At 63.5% G+C, this 17,249-nt stretch carries 18 protein-coding genes and 1 tRNA gene; 8 read left to right on the top strand and 11 right to left on the bottom strand.

Annotated features, from left to right (window positions below):
• The first annotated feature begins 17 nt into the window (after positions 1-17).
• The 7 genes from hisC to P9M14_13640 are packed head-to-tail and all read left to right on the top strand — an operon-like array spanning position 18 to position 7,126.
• Positions 18-1,733, top strand: coding sequence for a histidinol-phosphate transaminase (gene hisC / locus P9M14_13670; protein ID MDP8256793.1), 1,716 nt, complete (start codon positions 18-20; stop codon positions 1,731-1,733).
• Positions 1,733-2,323 (top strand): imidazoleglycerol-phosphate dehydratase HisB, encoded by a 591-nt coding sequence (gene hisB / locus P9M14_13665; protein MDP8256792.1) that lies wholly within the window; start codon positions 1,733-1,735, stop codon positions 2,321-2,323. The genes hisC and hisB overlap by 1 nt, the downstream gene beginning before the upstream one ends.
• Positions 2,320-2,919 (top strand): imidazole glycerol phosphate synthase subunit HisH, encoded by a 600-nt coding sequence (gene hisH, locus P9M14_13660; protein MDP8256791.1) that lies wholly within the window; start codon positions 2,320-2,322, stop codon positions 2,917-2,919. The genes hisB and hisH overlap by 4 nt, the downstream gene beginning before the upstream one ends.
• A complete protein-coding gene (hisF, locus tag P9M14_13655) occupies positions 2,909-3,676 on the top strand; it encodes an imidazole glycerol phosphate synthase subunit HisF (protein MDP8256790.1) in 768 nt (255 codons plus the stop codon). Before hisH ends, hisF begins: the two co-directional genes overlap by 11 nt.
• Complete coding sequence (hisE, locus tag P9M14_13650) at positions 3,673-4,905, top strand: phosphoribosyl-ATP diphosphatase (protein ID MDP8256789.1); 1,233 nt, start codon at positions 3,673-3,675, stop codon at positions 4,903-4,905. Before hisF ends, hisE begins: the two co-directional genes overlap by 4 nt.
• On the top strand, positions 4,902-6,191 hold the full coding sequence (hisD, locus tag P9M14_13645) for a histidinol dehydrogenase (GenBank protein ID MDP8256788.1): 1,290 nt from the start codon (positions 4,902-4,904) through the stop codon (positions 6,189-6,191). Before hisE ends, hisD begins: the two co-directional genes overlap by 4 nt.
• A gap of 56 nt (positions 6,192-6,247) precedes the next feature.
• Entirely contained in the window at positions 6,248-7,126 is an 879-nt protein-coding gene (locus P9M14_13640; GenBank protein ID MDP8256787.1) for a hypothetical protein, read from the top strand.
• Positions 7,127-7,181: 55 nt separating this feature from the next.
• Here the strand turns inward: P9M14_13640 and glnA are convergent, their stop codons facing one another.
• The 10 genes from glnA to P9M14_13590 form a co-directional block, all read right to left on the bottom strand.
• Positions 7,182-8,597, bottom strand: a complete 1,416-nt coding sequence (gene glnA, locus P9M14_13635) for a type I glutamate--ammonia ligase (protein ID MDP8256786.1) — start codon at positions 8,595-8,597, stop codon at positions 7,182-7,184.
• Positions 8,598-8,716: 119 nt separating this feature from the next.
• Positions 8,717-9,058: a P-II family nitrogen regulator gene (locus P9M14_13630; protein ID MDP8256785.1), complete on the bottom strand. Its 342-nt coding sequence runs from the start codon at positions 9,056-9,058 to the stop codon at positions 8,717-8,719.
• Between the two features lie 364 nt (positions 9,059-9,422).
• The gene (locus P9M14_13625) at positions 9,423-9,998 is read right to left on the bottom strand and encodes a hypothetical protein (GenBank protein ID MDP8256784.1); all 576 of its coding nucleotides are present in this window, start codon (positions 9,996-9,998) and stop codon (positions 9,423-9,425) included.
• Between the two features lie 192 nt (positions 9,999-10,190).
• Complete coding sequence (dtd, locus tag P9M14_13620) at positions 10,191-10,640, bottom strand: D-aminoacyl-tRNA deacylase (GenBank protein ID MDP8256783.1); 450 nt, start codon at positions 10,638-10,640, stop codon at positions 10,191-10,193.
• A gap of 4 nt (positions 10,641-10,644) precedes the next feature.
• On the bottom strand, positions 10,645-11,151 hold the full coding sequence (locus tag P9M14_13615; GenBank protein ID MDP8256782.1) for a DUF456 domain-containing protein: 507 nt from the start codon (positions 11,149-11,151) through the stop codon (positions 10,645-10,647).
• A 92-nt stretch (positions 11,152-11,243) separates the two neighbouring features.
• Positions 11,244-12,179: a hypothetical protein gene (locus P9M14_13610; protein MDP8256781.1), complete on the bottom strand. Its 936-nt coding sequence runs from the start codon at positions 12,177-12,179 to the stop codon at positions 11,244-11,246.
• Between the two features lie 20 nt (positions 12,180-12,199).
• Positions 12,200-13,096 (bottom strand): FecR domain-containing protein, encoded by an 897-nt coding sequence (locus tag P9M14_13605; GenBank protein ID MDP8256780.1) that lies wholly within the window; start codon positions 13,094-13,096, stop codon positions 12,200-12,202.
• A 54-nt stretch (positions 13,097-13,150) separates the two neighbouring features.
• Positions 13,151-13,843: a Crp/Fnr family transcriptional regulator gene (locus P9M14_13600; GenBank protein MDP8256779.1), complete on the bottom strand. Its 693-nt coding sequence runs from the start codon at positions 13,841-13,843 to the stop codon at positions 13,151-13,153.
• A complete protein-coding gene (locus tag P9M14_13595) occupies positions 13,843-15,378 on the bottom strand; it encodes a tetratricopeptide repeat protein (GenBank protein ID MDP8256778.1) in 1,536 nt (511 codons plus the stop codon). The genes P9M14_13600 and P9M14_13595 overlap by 1 nt, the downstream gene beginning before the upstream one ends.
• 40 nt (positions 15,379-15,418) lie before the next feature.
• Positions 15,419-16,135, bottom strand: coding sequence for an SRPBCC family protein (locus tag P9M14_13590; GenBank protein MDP8256777.1), 717 nt, complete (start codon positions 16,133-16,135; stop codon positions 15,419-15,421).
• A gap of 164 nt (positions 16,136-16,299) precedes the next feature.
• On the opposite strand from P9M14_13590, the gene P9M14_13585 reads away from it, so the two are divergent.
• Positions 16,300-16,386 (top strand) — tRNA-Leu (locus tag P9M14_13585).
• A gap of 38 nt (positions 16,387-16,424) precedes the next feature.
• On the opposite strand, the gene P9M14_13580 is transcribed toward P9M14_13585, so the two are convergent.
• A complete protein-coding gene (locus P9M14_13580) occupies positions 16,425-17,246 on the bottom strand; it encodes a hypothetical protein (protein MDP8256776.1) in 822 nt (273 codons plus the stop codon).
• Between the last annotated feature and the right edge of the window lie 3 nt (positions 17,247-17,249).

The following is a 17,249-nucleotide window of genomic DNA, read 5'->3' as shown; positions in this document are numbered from 1 at the left end:
TTTAGATACTCGATAAAATGGCACGCATCCGTAAAGCCGTCCAGGCGATGAGGCCCTACCGTCCGCCCACAGCGGGCCGCGGCGGCAAGCTGCGCTTGGACTTCAACGAGAATACTTTGGGCCCCAGCTCGGCGGTTTACGACGCCCTGGCCAAGCTCGGCCCCGAGGACCTGGCGACCTATCCCGAGTACGGGATGATCGAGGGCGAGTTGGCCGCGCACCTGGGTGTGGATCCGCAGCAGGTGGTGGTGGTCAACGCCACGGACGAGGGGATCAAGCTTTTCCTGCAAACCTTTGTCGAGCCCGGATCTCGCCTGGTGCTGCCCGTGCCGACCTACGCGATGTTCGCGTTCTACGCCGAACTGTGCGGCGTCGATGTCCGTCAAATTCCCTACGGCGAGAACTTCGAGTTCCCCACACAAGAGCTGCTGGCGGCGATGCAGCCCGGACTGGGCAGCGTGATCGTCTGCCACCCGAACAACCCCACGGGCACGCTGGTGCCTGAGGACGCGCTGGAGCGCATCCTGCAGCGGGCCCTGGAGTTCGACGATGCGGCGGTGCTGGTCGACGAGGCCTATTTCGAGTTCACGGGCCGCAGTGCGCTGCCGCTGATTGAGCGCTATCCCGGGCTGGTGGTCAGCCGCACATTCAGCAAGGCGTTCGGCATGGCCGGACTGCGATTGGGATACCTGGTCTCCAACATCGAGGCGGCCGCAGCTCTGCGCAAGGCGGCCAGCCCCTACAGCGTGAACTCCGCGGCGGTGGCCGCCGGCCGTGCGGCCCTGGCCGCTTCGTCGGCAGTGGATCAGTACGTTGCGCAGGTTGACCGCGCACGGCCGCTGCTGGTCGACGGATTGCGCGCCATGGATCTCGAGGTCCACGTGGGCGCGGCCAACTTTGTGCTGGCGCGTTTCGGCGCGCGCAGCAAACTGGTCCAAGACACGCTGTTTGAGCGCGGAGTGCTGGTGCGCGACCGTAGTGCCGACCTCGGGCTGTCCGGAGTACTGCGGATCACCATCGGCGACAGCGAACAGGTGCGAACCCTGCTCAGCGCTCTGGAGCAGACCCTGGAGCGACGGGCGCTGCTGCTGGACATGGACGGTGTACTGGTCGACGTCTCGCGCTCTTACCGTACGGCCATTGCGCAAACCGCCGAACACTTCCTGGGCCGGCCCGTGAGCCAAGAGCAGATCCAGGCCGCCAAACAGCGCGGCGGCGCGGCCAACGATTGGGAGCTGACCCGGCAAATCGTGCTCGATGGCGGCACGGAGGTTTCGCTGGAGCAGGTTACCGAGCATTTCCAGCGCCTGTATATCGGAACCCAAAAGAATCCCGGACTGCGCCTAAGCGAGCGCTGGCTCCCCGAGGCGGGACTGCTCGAGCGCCTGGGACGCGAGCGGCCGTTGGCCGTGGTAACCGCCCGGCCGCGGGCCGAGGCGCTGTGGACTCTGGAACGCTTCAACGCGCTTGAGCTGTTCGATGCGTTGGTCTGCGCCCAGGACGCGCCGGCCAAGCCAGATCCCGCGGGGCTGGTGCTGGCCCTGGAGCGGCTGGGCTGCTGTGCCGGGGATTATGCGGGCGACAGCGTGGACGACGTGGCCGCGGCCCGCGCCTGCGGCATCCGACCGATCGGCGTGTTGCCCGCCGGGATCGATTCTCCGGATATCGCCGCAGCCCTGGCCGAGGCCGGAGCAGTGCGCATGATCGGCTCGATTAACGAGCTGGAGGAATAATGGAGCGAACCGCCGAGATCGAACGCAATACCAAAGAGACCCGCATCGCGCTGAGTCTGAACCTCGACGGAGACGGATCGTCGCAGATCAACGTGCCCATCGGCTTCATGGAGCACATGCTCGAGACCATGGCGCGGCACGGGTTGTTCAACATCACGCTTAAAGCCCGCGGCGATCTGCACGTGGACAGCCACCACTTGGTGGAGGATCTGGGTATCGTGCTGGGTCAAGCGTTCGACCGGGCCCTGGGCGAGCGCCGCGGCATCCGGCGCGCTGCGCACTTCCTGTTCCCGATGGACGACTCCCTGGCTCAGGCGGCGGTCGACCTCTCGGGCCGCTCCTACCTGGTCTACAAAGTGGAGTTCATGGGCACGCGTAGCGGCGAGCTCGAGCTCGATCTGTTGCGCGACTTCTTCCGCTCCTTCAGCGAGCACGCCAGGCTCAACCTGCATTTGGCGCTGTTCTACGGCGATAACGACCATCACAGCGCCGAAGCGTTGTTCAAGGCGCTGGCTCGTGCGTTGCGCGCGGCGGTCGAGCTCGACCCGCGCGCCGCGGACCAGGTGCCCAGCACCAAAGGGTCGCTGTGAGCGATTCGAAGGCGATCACTGTGGTCGACTATGGTTCGGGCAACACCGGCAGCCTGACCAAGGCGTTGGACCACCTGGGCGCACGCTGGAGTTTGGCTGACTCGGCCCAGAAGCTCGAGCACGGCGGGCCCGTTATTTTTCCCGGAGTAGGAGCATTCGGCGCGGTGATGCAGCGGCTGCGCGAGCGAGACCTTGTCAGCGCGGTCAACGCCGCAATAGCCGACGGACGGCCGTTCCTGGGAATCTGCATCGGCCTGCAGGTGCTGTTCGAGGAAAGCGACGAATCGCCCGGCGTGGCCGGACTGGCCGCGTTGCCCGGCAAATGCCTGCGCTTTAACGCGGGCAAGGTGCCGCAGATCGGCTGGAACGAGGTGCAAAGCCGCGATCCGGATCTGCTGCCTAACGGCCATTATTACTTCGTCAACAGCTACTACGTCAGACCGTCGGACGACGATGCGTCCCTGGCGCACGCGGACTACCACGGCCGGTTCACGGCCGCGGTTCGCCGGGGCAACGTCGTGGCCACGCAGTTCCACCCCGAGAAGAGCGGCTCGCTCGGCCTCGATTTTCTAAGGACCTGGCTCGATGTTGGCTAAGCGCATTGTCCCCTGCCTCGATGTGGACCGCGGCCGCGTGGTCAAGGGAGTGCGTTTCGTCGAGATCCGCGACGTGGGCGATCCGGTGCAGCTGGCTCTGCGCTACGATCGCGAGGGGGCCGACGAGCTGGTGCTGCTCGATATCACCGCCAGCCACGAGGGTCGCGATACGATGCTGCAGGTGGTGCGCGGTGTGGCCGACAGCGTGTTCATCCCGTTCACCGTGGGCGGAGGCATCCGTAGCGAGATCGACTTCGACTCGATGCTCAGCGCCGGCGCGGACAAGGTGGCGATCAACACCGCGGCCATTGAGCAGCCCGAGCTGATCGACCGCGCGGCCAAGGCCTTTGGCAGTCAGTGCGTGGTGGTGGCGATCGACGCGCGGCGCGACCACGACGATTGGGAGGTGGTGATCTACGGCGGGCGCAAGGGCACCGGTCGCAAGCTCACCGATTGGGCGCGCGAGGTCTGCGATCGCGGCGCAGGCGAGATTTTATTGACCAGCATGGACCGTGACGGCACCAAGCTCGGCTTTGACCTTACGCAGCTGAGCGCGATGGACGAGCTGCCGATTCCGCTGATCGCTTCGGGCGGGGTCGGGCTGGTCGAGCACTTCGTCGAGGTCTTTGAGAAAACCAATGCGGACGCCGCGCTGGCGGCCAGCGTGTTTCACTTCAGCGAGTTCAGCATCGCCGAAGTCAAACGCGCGCTTCAGCGCTCGGGCGTCCCGATCAGACCGGTGGAGCACGCAAGATGATATTTCCCAGCATCGACATTTCCCATGGCAAGGCAGTTCAGCTCGTCGGCGGCGAGCGCAAGGCGCTTGAGGTCGAGAACACCTTTGAGCTGGCCCACGACTTCTCGCTCTACGGCGACCTGGCGATCATCGACTTGGACGCGGCCAAGGGCGAGGGGGACAACACCGAGCTGATCGAGAAGCTGCTCAATATCGCCCCGGCGCGGGTCGGCGGCGGCGTGCGCGACCACGCGCGCTACGAGAGGCTGATTCGCTCCGGTGCGAACAAGGTGATTATCGGCACCGAGGCCCGACCGGACTTCCTCCGCGAACTCAACCCCCAACAACTTGTGGCGGCGGTGGACGTGCGCGGCGAGACGGTCAGCGATCAGGGCTGGCGCCGCGACACCGGCGAGGGGCCGTTGGAGCGTATTCAACGCCTGGCGCCCTACGTATCGGAGTTTTTAGTAACGCATGTTGACCGTGAGGGGAGTATGAGCGGCCTGGACCGCGAGTTTTTCGGGCGCATCGACGAGGGCGCCGACCGGCCGATCGTTGTGGCCGGAGGCGTGGCCAACTACGACGACGTGATCTGGACCCAGCGCAACGGCTTCGGCTGCCAGGTGGGCATGGCGCTGTACACCGGCCGGATCTCCCTCGACCAGTGTCTGATCCGCTCGCTGGATTGGGACAAGTACCACGAGGGACTGCTGCCCACGGTGGTGCGCGACGAGTCGGGGCAGGTGCTGATGATGGCCTTTTCGACCAAGGAATCGTTGGCCAAGGCGCTACGCCAGCGGCGCGGGATTTATTTTTCGCGCGCGCGACAGAACCTGTGGACCAAGGGCGAGGTCAGCGGTAACGAGCAGCACCTGGTGCGCGTGGACCTGGACTGCGACGCGGATACTTTGCTGTTCACGGTCAAGCAGCGCGGCATCGCCTGCCACCTGGGCCGCTACACCTGCTTTAACAGCGAGCGCCGCGACATGATCGCCGAGCTGTACGACGTGGTGGTGGCGCGGATGAACGAGGCGCCCAACGGCTCGTTCACGGTTAAGCTGCTCGAGGACTCGAACCTGCTGGCCGAGAAGCTGCGCGAGGAAGCCGAGGAGCTTAGCCGCTTTACCGACCATGACAACCTGGTCTGGGAAGCGGCCGACGTGCTGTACTTCATAATCGTTCTGCTGGCCAAAGAGGGCGTGCCCTTCCGGCGCGTGCTGGCCGAGCTCGAGAGACGGCGACGCGCATGAAGCTGATCCTTTCCCGCGACCTCGACCTATCCAAGCTGCGCGAACAGCGGCTGTGGACCGACGAACAGTTCGAGCAGGCGCGGCGGATCGTCGACGATGTGCGACTGCGCGGCGCAACGGCACTGCGCGAATGGACCGAGCGACTCGACCGCTCCAAGCCGCGCGGGCTGTTGCTGGGGCGCAAGGAGCTGCATCTACTGGCCAAAGAGGTCGACTCCGACGCGACCGAGACGATCAAGCGCGCTGCGCGGCTGATCGAGCGCTTTGCCAAAGAGCAGCTCAAAAGCTTGCGTCCGGTCAGCATCCAGCCCGCCGAGGGCGTGACCGCCGAGGCGCGCATTACACCGCTGGACAGCGCCGGCGCCTACGTGCCCGGCGGACGCTACCCGCTGATCAGCAGTGCGCTGCACTGCTGCATCCCGCCGCGTGTAGCCGGAGTCGGACGGCTGGTGGCGGCCACTCCCCCCGGCCCCGACGGAAGTATCGATCCGACCATGGCTCTGGCGCTCAAGGTCGCGGGGGTCGACGAGCTGCTGTTGGCCGGCGGGGCCCAGGCCATCGCCGCCCTGGCCTACGGCATTGAGGGCTTGCAGCCGGTGGACCGCATTGCCGGGCCGGGCAACGTCTACGTCACCGCGGCCAAGTACATCGTTTCGCAGCACACGGGGATCGACATGCTCGCCGGACCCAGCGAGGTGCTGATCATCGCCGACGAGCACGCTTCGGCCGAACTGATCTGCGCCGACCTGCTGGCCCAGGCCGAGCACGACCCGCGTGCCCTGCCGCTGCTGTTCACCGACTCGCAATCCAAGGCTGAGCAGGTCGTGGCAAAGCTCGAGACGGCCTTGCCCGAGCTGCCCACCGCGCAGGTCGCGGCCCAGGCCCTTAAGCGCGGCGCGATCGTGCTTTTCGAGCGCATCGAACAGGCGCTGGAGCAGGCCGACGCCCTTGCGCCGGAGCACCTCGAGCTCCACCTGAAGGACCCCACACGATACGCAGGCAGGCTGCGCAACTTCGGCAGCCTGTTCGTCGGCTCCCTGGCCGCCGAGGTGCTGGGCGACTATTCGGCGGGCATCAACCACGTACTGCCCACCGGCGGAGCTGCGCGCTATCGCGCCGGCCTGAGCGTGCTGGACTTCGTCAAGGTCCAGACCGTGCTGCGGGCCAAAGCGGGCAAGGGGCTGAACTCGATCGCCGAGCTCGCCGCGCAGCTGGCGCGGCTCGAGGGGCTGCACGCCCACCAGCGCGCCGCGCAGCTGCGCACCAAGATCGATGACGATCAATAATCAAGATGCAGCAGCGCTGATAGCGCGTGGATGATCATTTGCGTAGAATCGCACCCATGAAGACAAACCTGCGCAAGACAGTCAGTTGGGCGATCGCGATCTTTTTCCTGTTGCAATGGGCGGTGGGCGCCTCGGTGCTGGCCACGCTCCAGCGGGCGAACGAGGAGCAGCAGTACCAAACTCGTATCAAATCGTCGATCGACCGCATCGAGGGGCACATCAACACCCTGGAGATGGAGGTGCAGCTGGGCTTCAACACGATCAATCAGATGGCCGAGACCAAGATCGTGCTGCAACATACTGAGAAACTCGAGATTGCCCAGATGCCGGCGACGATCGAAGTGCGCGATCGCTATTCGACTCTCAACCTAGACATCATGGTGCTGCTCGATTCCGAGGAGCGCGCGTTGCTCTATCTGTGCGACCAGGAATTGCTTCCTTGGCGCAACAAGCCCGAGCTGTTCCTTCCCCAATCGCCGACCCAGGTCAGCGATACCCAGGTGCGCAGCTCGGTGCTCTTCCCGCGGCGACAAAAATCGAACAGGGGCGAGATCTACGTGGGCAAGCTGTTCAGCAGCAACCAGTTGCGCGGTTTCCTCGACCAGGACATGGAGGGCATGGTCTGGATCGAAGAGTCCACCCAGCCCAACGTCTATACCCAGCGTCCGGCCGATTCCTCGGAGCTCGCGGAGGTTCGCGAGGGGCAGATCACCTGGATGCCCGCACTGGAGTACGAAAAGGAAGGCAGCCTGCCGCGCTACTACGGCGGCACGCTACTGCTGGACAAGGTTAACTACTTCGTGGCCGTGCAGCGCGAGGACAACGACCGCCAGATTTTCAACCGTTCGTTGTTGCTGCTGCTGGTCTGCCTGGGGCTGATGGTGCCCTCAATCTTCATCGGCCGCCGTTGGGCGGGCAATCTCGATATCAAATAAAAAAGGGCGCCCCGGATAGGGCGCCCCTGAAGGTCGTTTGGCGCGTCCGCGCCGCCTAACAGTCGAAGTACAGCTCGAACTCGTGCGGAGTGGGGCGCAGGCGCATCGGATCGATCTCGCGCTCGCGCTTGTAGGCGATCCACATGTCCACCGCGTCCTGGGTAAACACGTCGCCTTTGAGCAGGAACTCGTGATCCGCCTCCAGCGCGTTGATCGCCTCGTTGAGATCGGCCGGGGTGTGCGGCAGGTTCTTGAGCTCCTCGGGCGGCAGCCCGTAGATGTCCTTGTCCTGGGGCTCTCCGGCCGGAATTTTGTTGATCACGCCGTCGAGACCGGCCATCAGCAGCGCGGCGAAGGCCATGTAGCCGTTGCAGCTCGGGTCGGGGAAGCGTACCTCGATCCGCTTGGCCTTGGGGCTGGCGCTGTACATCGGAATGCGCAGGGCGGCCGAGCGGTTGCGGCTGGAGTAGCACAGGTTGATCGGCGCCTCGAAGCCCGGGACCAATCGGCGATAGCTGTTGGTCGTGGGGTTGGTCAGCGCACACAGCGCCTTGGAGTGCTTGATCAATCCGCCGATGAAGTTCATCGCCATCTCGCTCAGTCCGCCGTACTGGTCGCCGGCGAACAGCGGGCGGCCCTGCTTCCACAGCGAGATATGGATGTGCATCCCCGAGCCGTTGTCGTTGAACACCGGCTTGGGCATGAAAGTCACGGTCTTGTTGTGACGGCGCGCCACGTTCTTCACCACGTACTTGAACCACATTAGCGCGTCGCCCATCGGCACCAGCGGCTGGTACTTGAGGTCGATCTCGGCCTGTCCGGCGGTGGCGACTTCGTGGTGCTGGGCCTCGACCTCGTAGCCGAGTTTCATCAGCTCGACGCACATCTCGGTGCGGATGTCCTGCTGGCTGTCGGTGGGCGAGACCGGGAAGTAGCCCTCTTTATAGCGCGGTTTGTAGGCCAGGTTGGGCGCTTCTTCCTTGCCCGCGTTCCAGCGACCTTCCTTGGCGTCGATGTGGTAGAAGCCCTCGTGTTCGTTCTGGGCGAAACGCGCCTCGTCGAGGATAAAGAACTCGGCCTCCGGGCCGAAGCAAGCGGTGTCGGCCAGTCCGGTCGATTTGAGATACTCGACGGCCTTGCTCGCGATGTTCCGCGGATCGCGCGAATAGGATTCCTTGGTGATCGGGTCGACGATGCTGCAGATCAGCGAAAGCGTCGGATGAGCCATGAACGGATCCATCACCGCGGTAGTCGGATCAGGGATCACCAACATGTCCGAGGCGTGAATCGGCTGCCAGCCGCGGATCGAGCTGCCGTCGAAACCGAAGCCGTCCTCGAAGCTGTCCTCGCTGAGCTGATCCAGCGGCACGCTGAAGTGCTGCCACATGCCCGGGTAGTCCATGAACTTCAGGTCGACCATGATGCATCCGTTGTCCTTGGCGAACTTTAATACGTCCGCTGGCGTCTTCATTTATCTCTCCTTGCCTGTGAGAAGGGAATGTCTAATTAACGGCACCGAAGGTAAGGCCCTCAGGGCACAGCGATAGTCGATTGAGTGGAGTGTAAGACGATCGTGCCCGTTGCTGCCGATCAGATCGCGCTGCGACCACGCTCGCCGGTACGGATGCGCACCGCATCGTCCACCGGCGTGACGAACACCTTGCCGTCTCCGATCTTTCCGGTGCGCGAGGCGGAGATGATCGCCTCGACCACCTGATCCACCTGTTCGGCCGGCGCTACGATCTCGAGCTTGACCTTGGGCAGCAGATCGACCACGTATTCCGCACCGCGATAAAGCTCGGTGTGACCCTTCTGCCGACCGAAGCCCCGCACCTCGGTAATCGTGATGCCGCTGATCCCGATCTCCTGCAGCTTGTCCTGCACATCCTCGAGTTTGAACGGTTTGATCACCGCCTCGATCTTCTTGAGCATGCTTACCTCGATTGATTGGATATGACGTGAGCATATCACCTGAGGCCGCGTAATACAGCTCCTGCCACAGACCGCAGCGCGGGTTGCCATGGTCTGCTTTGACCAGCGGCGAAAATCGGGAGTGAAGGCCTGTCTTCATTGTTATCCTAATATACTGAGGCTGGCCGGTAGCAATCCCAGCGAGCCTGATATGAGGGGAATATAGAGGTTGAACGTTACAGACAGATGTCGTTAATATTAAATTTAGTAGCTTTTTATTACGGTTTAGTTACGGATGCAGATTGTTAGAACGTGAAAAAACGGCCGAACCAACCTCGGCGGTCGGTCCGGCCGTTTAAAACGATTGAACTTCTGTCAGCGAACGCTACTGCGCGGGCTCAGGCACGACCACTGGCACGGGCGCGGGTTTGGCCTCGACCTTGGCCAGCGTATAGCCTTCCTTGGTTTTGGCCACCAGTCCGGCAGCGCCCAGGCGCGAGAGCGCCTGATAGACCGCTGTGGTCTTGCCGTCGGGGAAGATGTAGCCCTTGGCCTTGAGTTGCTCGATGATCTCCTTGGTCGGCAACGGCGTGTTCGCCGCCTGCAGGATCGCGACCACCCAGTCCGAGATCGGCTGGCGCTTGCGACGCTTGACTCCGGCCTTTTTCGGCCCGGGCTTCTTGGCGACTTTTTTAGGTTTGGGACCAGGCTTCTTGCCGACCCTTTTAGGCTTGGGCCCCGGCTTCTTACCGACCCTTTTAGGCTTGGGTCCGGGCTTTTTGCCGGCCTTTTTAGGCTTGGGTCCCGGCTTCTTGCCAGGCTTGCCGCCGAGGTCGCCAATCAGTTTGGCCAGCGTATCGCGTACTTGTTGCTTTTCCTTGAGCTGTTTATCGATACCAGCGAGGTCTTTGTCGAATGCCTTCAATTCCTTTTTCAGTGAATTGACTAATCGCTTGTCCATTTGTACCCCCATGCAGATAATTTTCTCACTTTATACAACAGGAAAGGAATCACAGCAAGCTATTTATATATTCAAACGTCCGATGAATGTATTCTCGGGCTGTGCAAGATTACTGTGTGCGAAAAAAAGGTTTGTCGATAGATCGGTGGCATTAAAATGAATTGTATTCAATTGACTTGGGAATGAATTGAATTAAAACTGCTTTGTACTTTCCAGCAGCATCGTCACCGGCCCGTCGTTGACTAGTTCGACGTCCATCATTGCGCCGAAAACGCCGGTGGCCGTTGTCACGCCCTGGTCGCGGGCGCGTTCGCAAAACAGTTGGTAGAGCGCTTGGGCCGGCTTGGGCGCAGCGGCCTGGGTGAAGCTCGGGCGACGGCCTTTGCGGCAATCGCCGTATAAAGTGAACTGGCTGACAACCAACAATTCGCCTTGAATATCGAGCAGCGAGCGGTTTAATTTTTCCTGCTCGTCCTCGAAGATACGCACGTTCAAAGTTTTTTGCAGGATGTATTCCAGGTCGCGTTCGCTATCGGAGTTGTGCACGCCCAGCAGCACCAGCAATCCCGGGCCGATGGCGCCGACCCTCCGGCCTTCCACACTCACGGCGGCGCGCCGCACGCGTTGAATCACCGCGCGCATCGGCTCAGGTCACCGCAGCCAGGATAATAAAGGCGACGATCATCGCCATGCCGGCGACGAACTTCATTACCGCGCCGGCGAGAAATCCGACGAAGGTCCCCAGGCCGGCCTTCATCGCCTCGCCGTGGGTCTTGCCTGCGATCAGCTCGGCAATCACCGCGCCGACCAGTGGTCCGAACAACAGGCCGACGATCGGCAGGCCGACCATCGATCCGAGCACAACGCCGAGCACCAGCCCGGCGAACGCGCCGAGCATGCCCCACTTGCCCGCGCCAAAGCCCTTGGCTCCCAATAGGCCGCTGAGATAATCCAGTACGGTCATCAGCAGGGTGATTACGCCGGTGGTGATTACGAACCACAGCGGCATCTGGTCCAGGCCCATCAACACTGCATAGAGCACGATGCCTGCCCAGACCAGCGCCAGTCCGGGCAGCACCGGAACGACAATCCCCACCATGCCCAGCGCGAACAACGCGACCACGGCAATCCAGATCAGAATTACGGCCCACAACGGCATACGTTCCTTTTACCCACGCGCCGCGTGTGCTGTCAATCGACCGCACCGCAATCGCCGGGTATTCATTTGTCCGCTTTTTGTGGAATCTATTCGATGGTGAGATTGATGTAGTTGCTGCGGCTGGACTGCGCGGCGTACATCGATTGGTAGACCTGAATCCAGCCCGGTCCCGCGCCGAGGCCGATGGGAATTTGGACTGTGATCGTTGTGTCGTCGTAGCTTTGCGCGGAAACGAATATCTCCGCCGCGTCGCCGAACACCGCCTGCGGCGCGGGCGCGCCGAGGGGCATGAAGCCGGCGCCGTGCAGCACGACGTAGTCACCCTCTGCCGCTCCGTCGGGCATCAGCGCGTACAACGCGGGCCCTTCGCGGCTGCGATCGACCAGGTAGACGTCCAGGTCCAGCACCTGACCGGCCTGCTCCAGGCTCAGCAACACCAGAGCCGTGCTCTGCTCGTGTTCCACCAGCAGCTCGCGTTCGCCAAGCTCCAGGCTCAGGCTGTAGGCGCCGCTGCCGTCGGTCTGGATCTGGGGGTGGTCGTCATCGCCCTCAAAGTGGAAGCTCGACAGCGGATTTCCGGGGTAGTCGTCGAAGCCCGCCTGATAGATCGTGCCGCGCACGGTGGCGCGGGCCGCCATCTCGATGGTCAGGTCCAGCTGCTCCCCGGCAATCACGTCGCTGGCAATCTGACCTTGGTAGAACAGCACGTCGTCTGAACCAAAGGCTTGGCAGAGGAACAGCCGATCCTGCCCCGCCGGAACCTTGAGCTCAATGGTCAACGGTTCGGACTGGGAGCCCAGCTCCACACGGCGCTCGATGTCGTCCATCTGCGGGCCGCTGACCAGCAGCGAGAGGTAGACCAGGGAATCGGGCACGCTCTGGGGCAGGGTGATCCGGGCCAGGGCGTCGGCGTCGTCAGCGACCGGGGTGCAGCCCTCGCCCGCCATGACGATCAGGCACAGGACGACGATCGTTGCCACGGAGGCGATGAATCCGAGGATTTGCACCTTAATGGAGGGCATGGTTTCGCTCCTCCCGGCCCTTACTCGGGAAACTCGACGACGACATCAACGTCGCCCTCGTTCTCTGAGCCGTTTTCGCCATCGTCCCCTGTGCTGTCAGCAGGGACCTGTGTCTCGATCCAGACCTCGTCGTCGCCTGCGCCCGACGCGTCCTCGCCTTCGTCCCGTCCCTCAAGGCTCAGGCCGGGCTGGGCCATTTGCGACAGCGAGGGCAACGCTCCGGCCGGACGCTGCGAGTCGGCGGCGGACTGTTCGGGTCGACACTCGAGCTCCGTGGAGTCGAGCAGATCGTCCCACAGTTCGCGCGGCGCGGGCTGAGGATCGATCGGCGCGGTCCCGGCCACCACGTAAGTGTAGTTCGGCGCAACGAGCGCCACGCTGGTGGCTTGCGCGTCTGAGCCGCTGACCCGTAGTGCACCGTCCAAGGTGAGGAACAATGAACGGTCGTCGGGCTGCACGCGTACGATGAAGGTCGTTCCGGTGACTCCGGCCACTCCGTTGGGCGTCTCCACGTCGAGCTGTCGCTGAACGCCGAAGACCTTGCCGACCAGCACGCGGATCGTGCCGAACAGCAGCCGGAACACTCCCGGGCTGTCCGAGCCGTCCGGCGCGAGCAGGGACGAGCTGATCTCGAGGCTGCTCGACGGGCCGCAAGTGACGACCACGTCGCGCTCGAAATACAGCTTGACCCTGCCCTCGGGGCCGGTGCGTACCAATGTGCCGACCTCGACCTCGCTGCCGATCATCGCCGGCACCGGACTCTTCCCGGGATTCATTAATGTGGCTTGGCCGCTGAGGCCCACGACTACGCCCGTGCGTTGCGCCTGCTGCGCCGTCGCCGGCACACAGACCAGCATTACAGCGGCGAACAGCAGCGCCAAACAAAGCGAACGGCGAAGAGTGGACCTTGCGAGCATATAAATCCTCGATCAGAGCCTAGCGGTCCGCGGCCGCCGGGAAAGTGACGGATGTCACAGCCCGCCGCCGTCCTTGGGATCGAGCAGGGTGTCCAGCGGGATGAACAGCTTGCGGCCCTGCTGCCGAATGTAGCCGCGTTTGATGAATTCGCTCATCGCCCGGCTGACCGTCTCGCGCGAGGTTCCCAGCAGCCCGGCCATCTCCAGGTGGGTCGGTCGCTTTTCGATCAAGTAGCCGCCGGCCATCTTCTTGCCGTGCTCGCGCCCCAGGCGCAGCAGGAATCCGGCCACCCGGCCCTGTACATCGACCAGCGCCAAATGGCCGATCTTGGCGTCGGCCTCGCGCAGTCGGCGGCACAGCTCCTCGAGCAGGCTCAGCGCCAGGGTCGGATTGTCGGTCAGCGCCCGGCGGAAGTCCCTGCGTCCCAGGTACAGCAGTTCGCTTTGCTCGACGGTGATCACGTTCGCCGAACGCGGCGCGGCGTCGATCAGGCTCATCTCGCCGAAGAACGATTCCGGCGCGAGCGTATCGAGCACCACCTCGCGTCCCGACTCGGAGTAGAGCGTGACCTTGACCTTGCCGCTGAGCACCACGTACAGCGCGTCGCCCACAGCCCCTTGCCTGACAATGATCGTGTCCGGCTCGTAGGAGCGCACCACGCAGCGCTCGTACAGCAATCCCAGCTCCCGGTCTCCCAGCCCCTTGAACAGGGGGACCTCGCGCATCGCCTCCAAGGACTTGCGCATCAGAACTCCCACTTGAGCCACGCGCCGCCCACCAGGCGGCTGTAGCTGTAGATCTCGGGATCGGCCGTGACGTCGGTGACCTGGGCGCGGACCTCGAGGGTCAGTCGCTGAACGAACTTGCGCCGCAGCCCGACGCCCATGCGGTTGCCGGTCTCGTAACGCTCCAGCGGATGATCGCTGTAGTCGTCCTGGCGATAGCTGTAGTTCACGTCGATCCTTATTCCGACGAACAGCGGCGCGTCCAATCCGGCCGCGACCCACCAGGCGGTCCGGTCGTACAACTCCGCGCCTGTCTGTCGGATCTCGCCGCCTCCGCCGATGCTGATCAGGCCGCCATTATCCCAGAAACTGATGAACTGCGTCAGCTCCGCGCGATGGGAAAGGCCGTCGAGGTCGTCGATCTGGTAGTAATCGTCGTAGAGCAGTGCGTAGGCCAGGCGCGTTGCCAGCAGCCGCGACTCGATTATGGTCAGCGAGGGGTCGGCGCGATGCTCGAGCAGATAGTCCTCGCCGCCGAGGGTCACGTGGCTGAATGTGTAGCCCAACGCCGGCTGGAGCGCCGCGCTGCGGCCCAGCCCGATCCGGCCCTGGATTCCCAAAAGACCGCGGTGTCGCAGCATGTCGAACTCGGACGCGTCGGGCTGCTGATCCTTGTCGTAGCCCAGGTGCATCCGGCCGTCGAAACGGTAGCCGATCCACTGCTTAAGCGCGGGACGATGCAGCGGCAGCAGCAGCGCCTGTAGCGCGGCTTCGGCGATGTACGACTCGGGCGAGGCGTCCTCGAACTCGTCGGAGATCAGCGCGGCGTTGCTGTCGTATCCGCCGCCCAGCCGCAGCCACAAATCCCACCAGCGCAGCCGGTCGGCGCTGCGCTCGATGGCCTCGATGGTCAGTGACAGCTCGTCGCGCAGCCCCTGGTCATGGGTCGCGCTCAGCGCTTCGTTGATGTTGCGCGTGGCCGCGCTGCGGTCGCCGTCGATCAGGTCGCAGGCCGCCAGCAACGCCAGGATGCGGTCGCGCCACTGGGGAGTATTGCTCAGCGCCCGCTGGAGCCAGACGCGCGCTTGGTCGGTCCGCTCCAGGCGCACCAGGCACAGGCCGCGGTAATATGCGATCTCGGGCCGGGGCTGATCGGCAAGGGCCGCTCTGTCGAGCTGCGAGAGCGCCCGTTGCCAGCGCTGCAGACCGATCGACGCCACGGCCAGCTCGAAGTGCGCCCTGTCGGCCGGTTCGCCCTGCGTATCGAGGAAGCGTTGCAGCCGATCCTCGGCGCGATTGTAATCCCCCAGCGCGTTGGCACAGACTCCTTCCCAATACAGGGCGATCGTCAACTGCGGCGAGCTGTGATGAGCCAGGGCGAAGCGGTCGGCTGCGAGCTGATAATCGCCGCGCAAATATGCGGCAGTCGCCGCGGCAAAGTGGATCTGGGCCGTCTCGTCGATCGAGTCTTGCTCGGCGGCTACGGCATGGGACGCCAAGGCGCAGGCGCACAACGCGCCGAGCAGCACTCCGATTATTAATGTGCTAGCCCGCAATCATGCCTCCGCGGAGCCCAGGGATCGGGCTTGGCCGGGATTAATTATACCGCGGGTCTTGAACCCTCTCGCGGACAGCCTTGAACAGTTCGGGAATGGCGATGGAGTTTGCCTGGTTGGCAAGCCAAGAGGGGATCGATCCGCCTGGATCGGTGTAGACGTAGTAGTTCGCCTGGGTCCTGGCGCCGCCGTCGATCGGCTTGAGCAGCCAGTAGCCCTTGTTCTCGCGCGTTTTGACCGGCTCTTTGCGGTTGCCCTGATAGGCAGCGATGCTCGGGTCGCCCCAGGCCGGGTCGGGCGGCATGTCCTTGGCCATGATCCACTGGCTGCGGAAATTATCGCCCTCTTGTCCGTCGGTGAGCACCAGGGTGTAGTAGCGGTCGCTGACCATCGGCAGGTCGAGCAACGTAAACCACCAAGTGAGCTTCTTATCGCCCTGCTGTTCGGTCTTGATGATGTGCGAGGCTTCTGTGTAGGGCATGAAGTCCTTGAAGTTCTCGTAGTCGCCCAGCACCTTGAACACGCGCGCGGGCGCAGCGTCGATCGTGCCGATCGCCAGCAGCTCCTTGATGTCCGAGCCGGCCTTTTCGCGGTTGTATATTTTTAGCCCGTCCGAGTCCTTTTTGAGCACCCAACCCTCATCGGCTGGATTTTGCGCCGTTGCCGCTGTGACGCACAGCGTCCCGAGCATGGCCAAGCTCAAGGCAATCCCTAAGAAAAACCGCAGTTTGCGCACAACATCCCCCAGTTTGGTCATCAGAGGAAATCAAGCTAGCATCAGCGCTTGGCCGATGTCAACTACAGTGGGAGGCAAGATCAATAGAGAATCGAAGGGAGGTTCTTTAGCGGCGGAATTCGGAAGGCTTGACAGTGCAGATATCTGGTGGTAAACGGATACTTCCCTGAACCGGGGAAAAGAGTGCGAAAGTGGCGGAACTGGTAGACGCGCTGGGTTCAGGGTCCAGTGAGTGCAAGCTCATGGGGGTTCGAATCCCCCCTTTCGCACCATCGAATCGATCGAAGCCCCCGCTTGCGGGGGCTTCGTTTTACCAGCGGCGGCGCCAGCCGAGCATCAAACCGGCGCGGGCGCGCAACTCGTCGTTCGCAACCACGCGCAGTCCCAGGCACGCGCCCCACAGCTCTACTCCGGCGGTCGCGCTCAGCGCGGCGTGATGCGGCCCGTTGCGGTCTAAATCCACGAACAGATCCGAGCTGATAAACGGCCCCACACGTTCGCGCCAATTCGATTTTTTCGGCGCAGTGACAAAGCTGGCGCGGGTTAGTTCGGCCGCTGCCAGATCCTCGCCCTGCGCTCCGAGCTCGATCAGCCGCATGCTCTGGGCCGCGATGTTGCCCGCGTCATCGGACCACAGCTCAGCCTCCAGGCGGAAGCGTTGGCGCAGCTCGTACTCGATCCGCCAGCGCGCGGGATCGTCGTGTGCGGGAAAGGCGTCGAGGTTCAGCCGCCAGTCGTGGAAGTGCAGTGAAGGTGGGGAGGCGGAGCCGGCGGCGGCAGGAGGGACCGCCGCGTCCTCGGTCGTCGGGGAGCTGCGACGTACAAGTTCCCCGCCTCCCCTGGATCGAACGATTGCCTCGGCATTGGTCGCGCCGTAGGGCCGCAGCCCGTGCGCCTCGGGTCTGATCGCGCCGGGGCGTTTCGCGATCAGCCGTTTTAAGGCCGAGCTGTCCACGGCCCGCGCGCCGATTACTCCGGCGCTTAGGTCGTCCAATTCCGCGGCGTTGAGGTTTTGTTCGAGTGCGGCCTGGGCCCCGGTCGCCAGACGATGCTGGTACAGGGCGACCAACGAGAGCACGATCAGCGCCGCAATCAGCGCGATCTCGATTTTTGTTCGGGTGCTGATTTGCATGGC

The organism is Candidatus Alcyoniella australis (assembly GCA_030765605.1).
Taxonomy (GTDB): Bacteria; Lernaellota; Lernaellaia; order JAVCCG01; family Alcyoniellaceae; genus Alcyoniella; species Alcyoniella australis.
Note: the sequence above shows the minus strand (reverse complement) of the source record. Positions and strands in the feature narration are given on the sequence as shown.

Excerpts from the sequence above, each read along its gene's own strand:
- hisE (MDP8256789.1), top strand. The coding sequence starts at position 3,673 with ATGATATTTCCCAGCATCGACATTTCCCATGGCAAGGCAGTTCAGCTC.
- hisF (MDP8256790.1), top strand. The coding sequence starts at position 2,909 with ATGTTGGCTAAGCGCATTGTCCCCTGCCTCGATGTGGACCGCGGCCGC.
- P9M14_13580 (MDP8256776.1), bottom strand. The coding sequence starts at position 17,246 with ATGCAAATCAGCACCCGAACAAAAATCGAGATCGCGCTGATTGCGGCG.
- P9M14_13625 (MDP8256784.1), bottom strand. The coding sequence starts at position 9,998 with ATGGACAAGCGATTAGTCAATTCACTGAAAAAGGAATTGAAGGCATTC.
- P9M14_13600 (MDP8256779.1), bottom strand. The coding sequence starts at position 13,843 with ATGCGCAAGTCCTTGGAGGCGATGCGCGAGGTCCCCCTGTTCAAGGGG.
- hisD (MDP8256788.1), top strand. The coding sequence starts at position 4,902 with ATGAAGCTGATCCTTTCCCGCGACCTCGACCTATCCAAGCTGCGCGAA.
- P9M14_13610 (MDP8256781.1), bottom strand. The coding sequence starts at position 12,179 with ATGCCCTCCATTAAGGTGCAAATCCTCGGATTCATCGCCTCCGTGGCA.
- glnA (MDP8256786.1), bottom strand. The coding sequence starts at position 8,597 with ATGAAGACGCCAGCGGACGTATTAAAGTTCGCCAAGGACAACGGATGC.
- dtd (MDP8256783.1), bottom strand. The coding sequence starts at position 10,640 with ATGCGCGCGGTGATTCAACGCGTGCGGCGCGCCGCCGTGAGTGTGGAA.
- hisB (MDP8256792.1), top strand. The coding sequence starts at position 1,733 with ATGGAGCGAACCGCCGAGATCGAACGCAATACCAAAGAGACCCGCATC.
- P9M14_13590 (MDP8256777.1), bottom strand. The coding sequence starts at position 16,135 with ATGACCAAACTGGGGGATGTTGTGCGCAAACTGCGGTTTTTCTTAGGG.
- P9M14_13640 (MDP8256787.1), top strand. The coding sequence starts at position 6,248 with ATGAAGACAAACCTGCGCAAGACAGTCAGTTGGGCGATCGCGATCTTT.
- P9M14_13630 (MDP8256785.1), bottom strand. The coding sequence starts at position 9,058 with ATGCTCAAGAAGATCGAGGCGGTGATCAAACCGTTCAAACTCGAGGAT.
- P9M14_13605 (MDP8256780.1), bottom strand. The coding sequence starts at position 13,096 with ATGCTCGCAAGGTCCACTCTTCGCCGTTCGCTTTGTTTGGCGCTGCTG.
- hisC (MDP8256793.1), top strand. The coding sequence starts at position 18 with ATGGCACGCATCCGTAAAGCCGTCCAGGCGATGAGGCCCTACCGTCCG.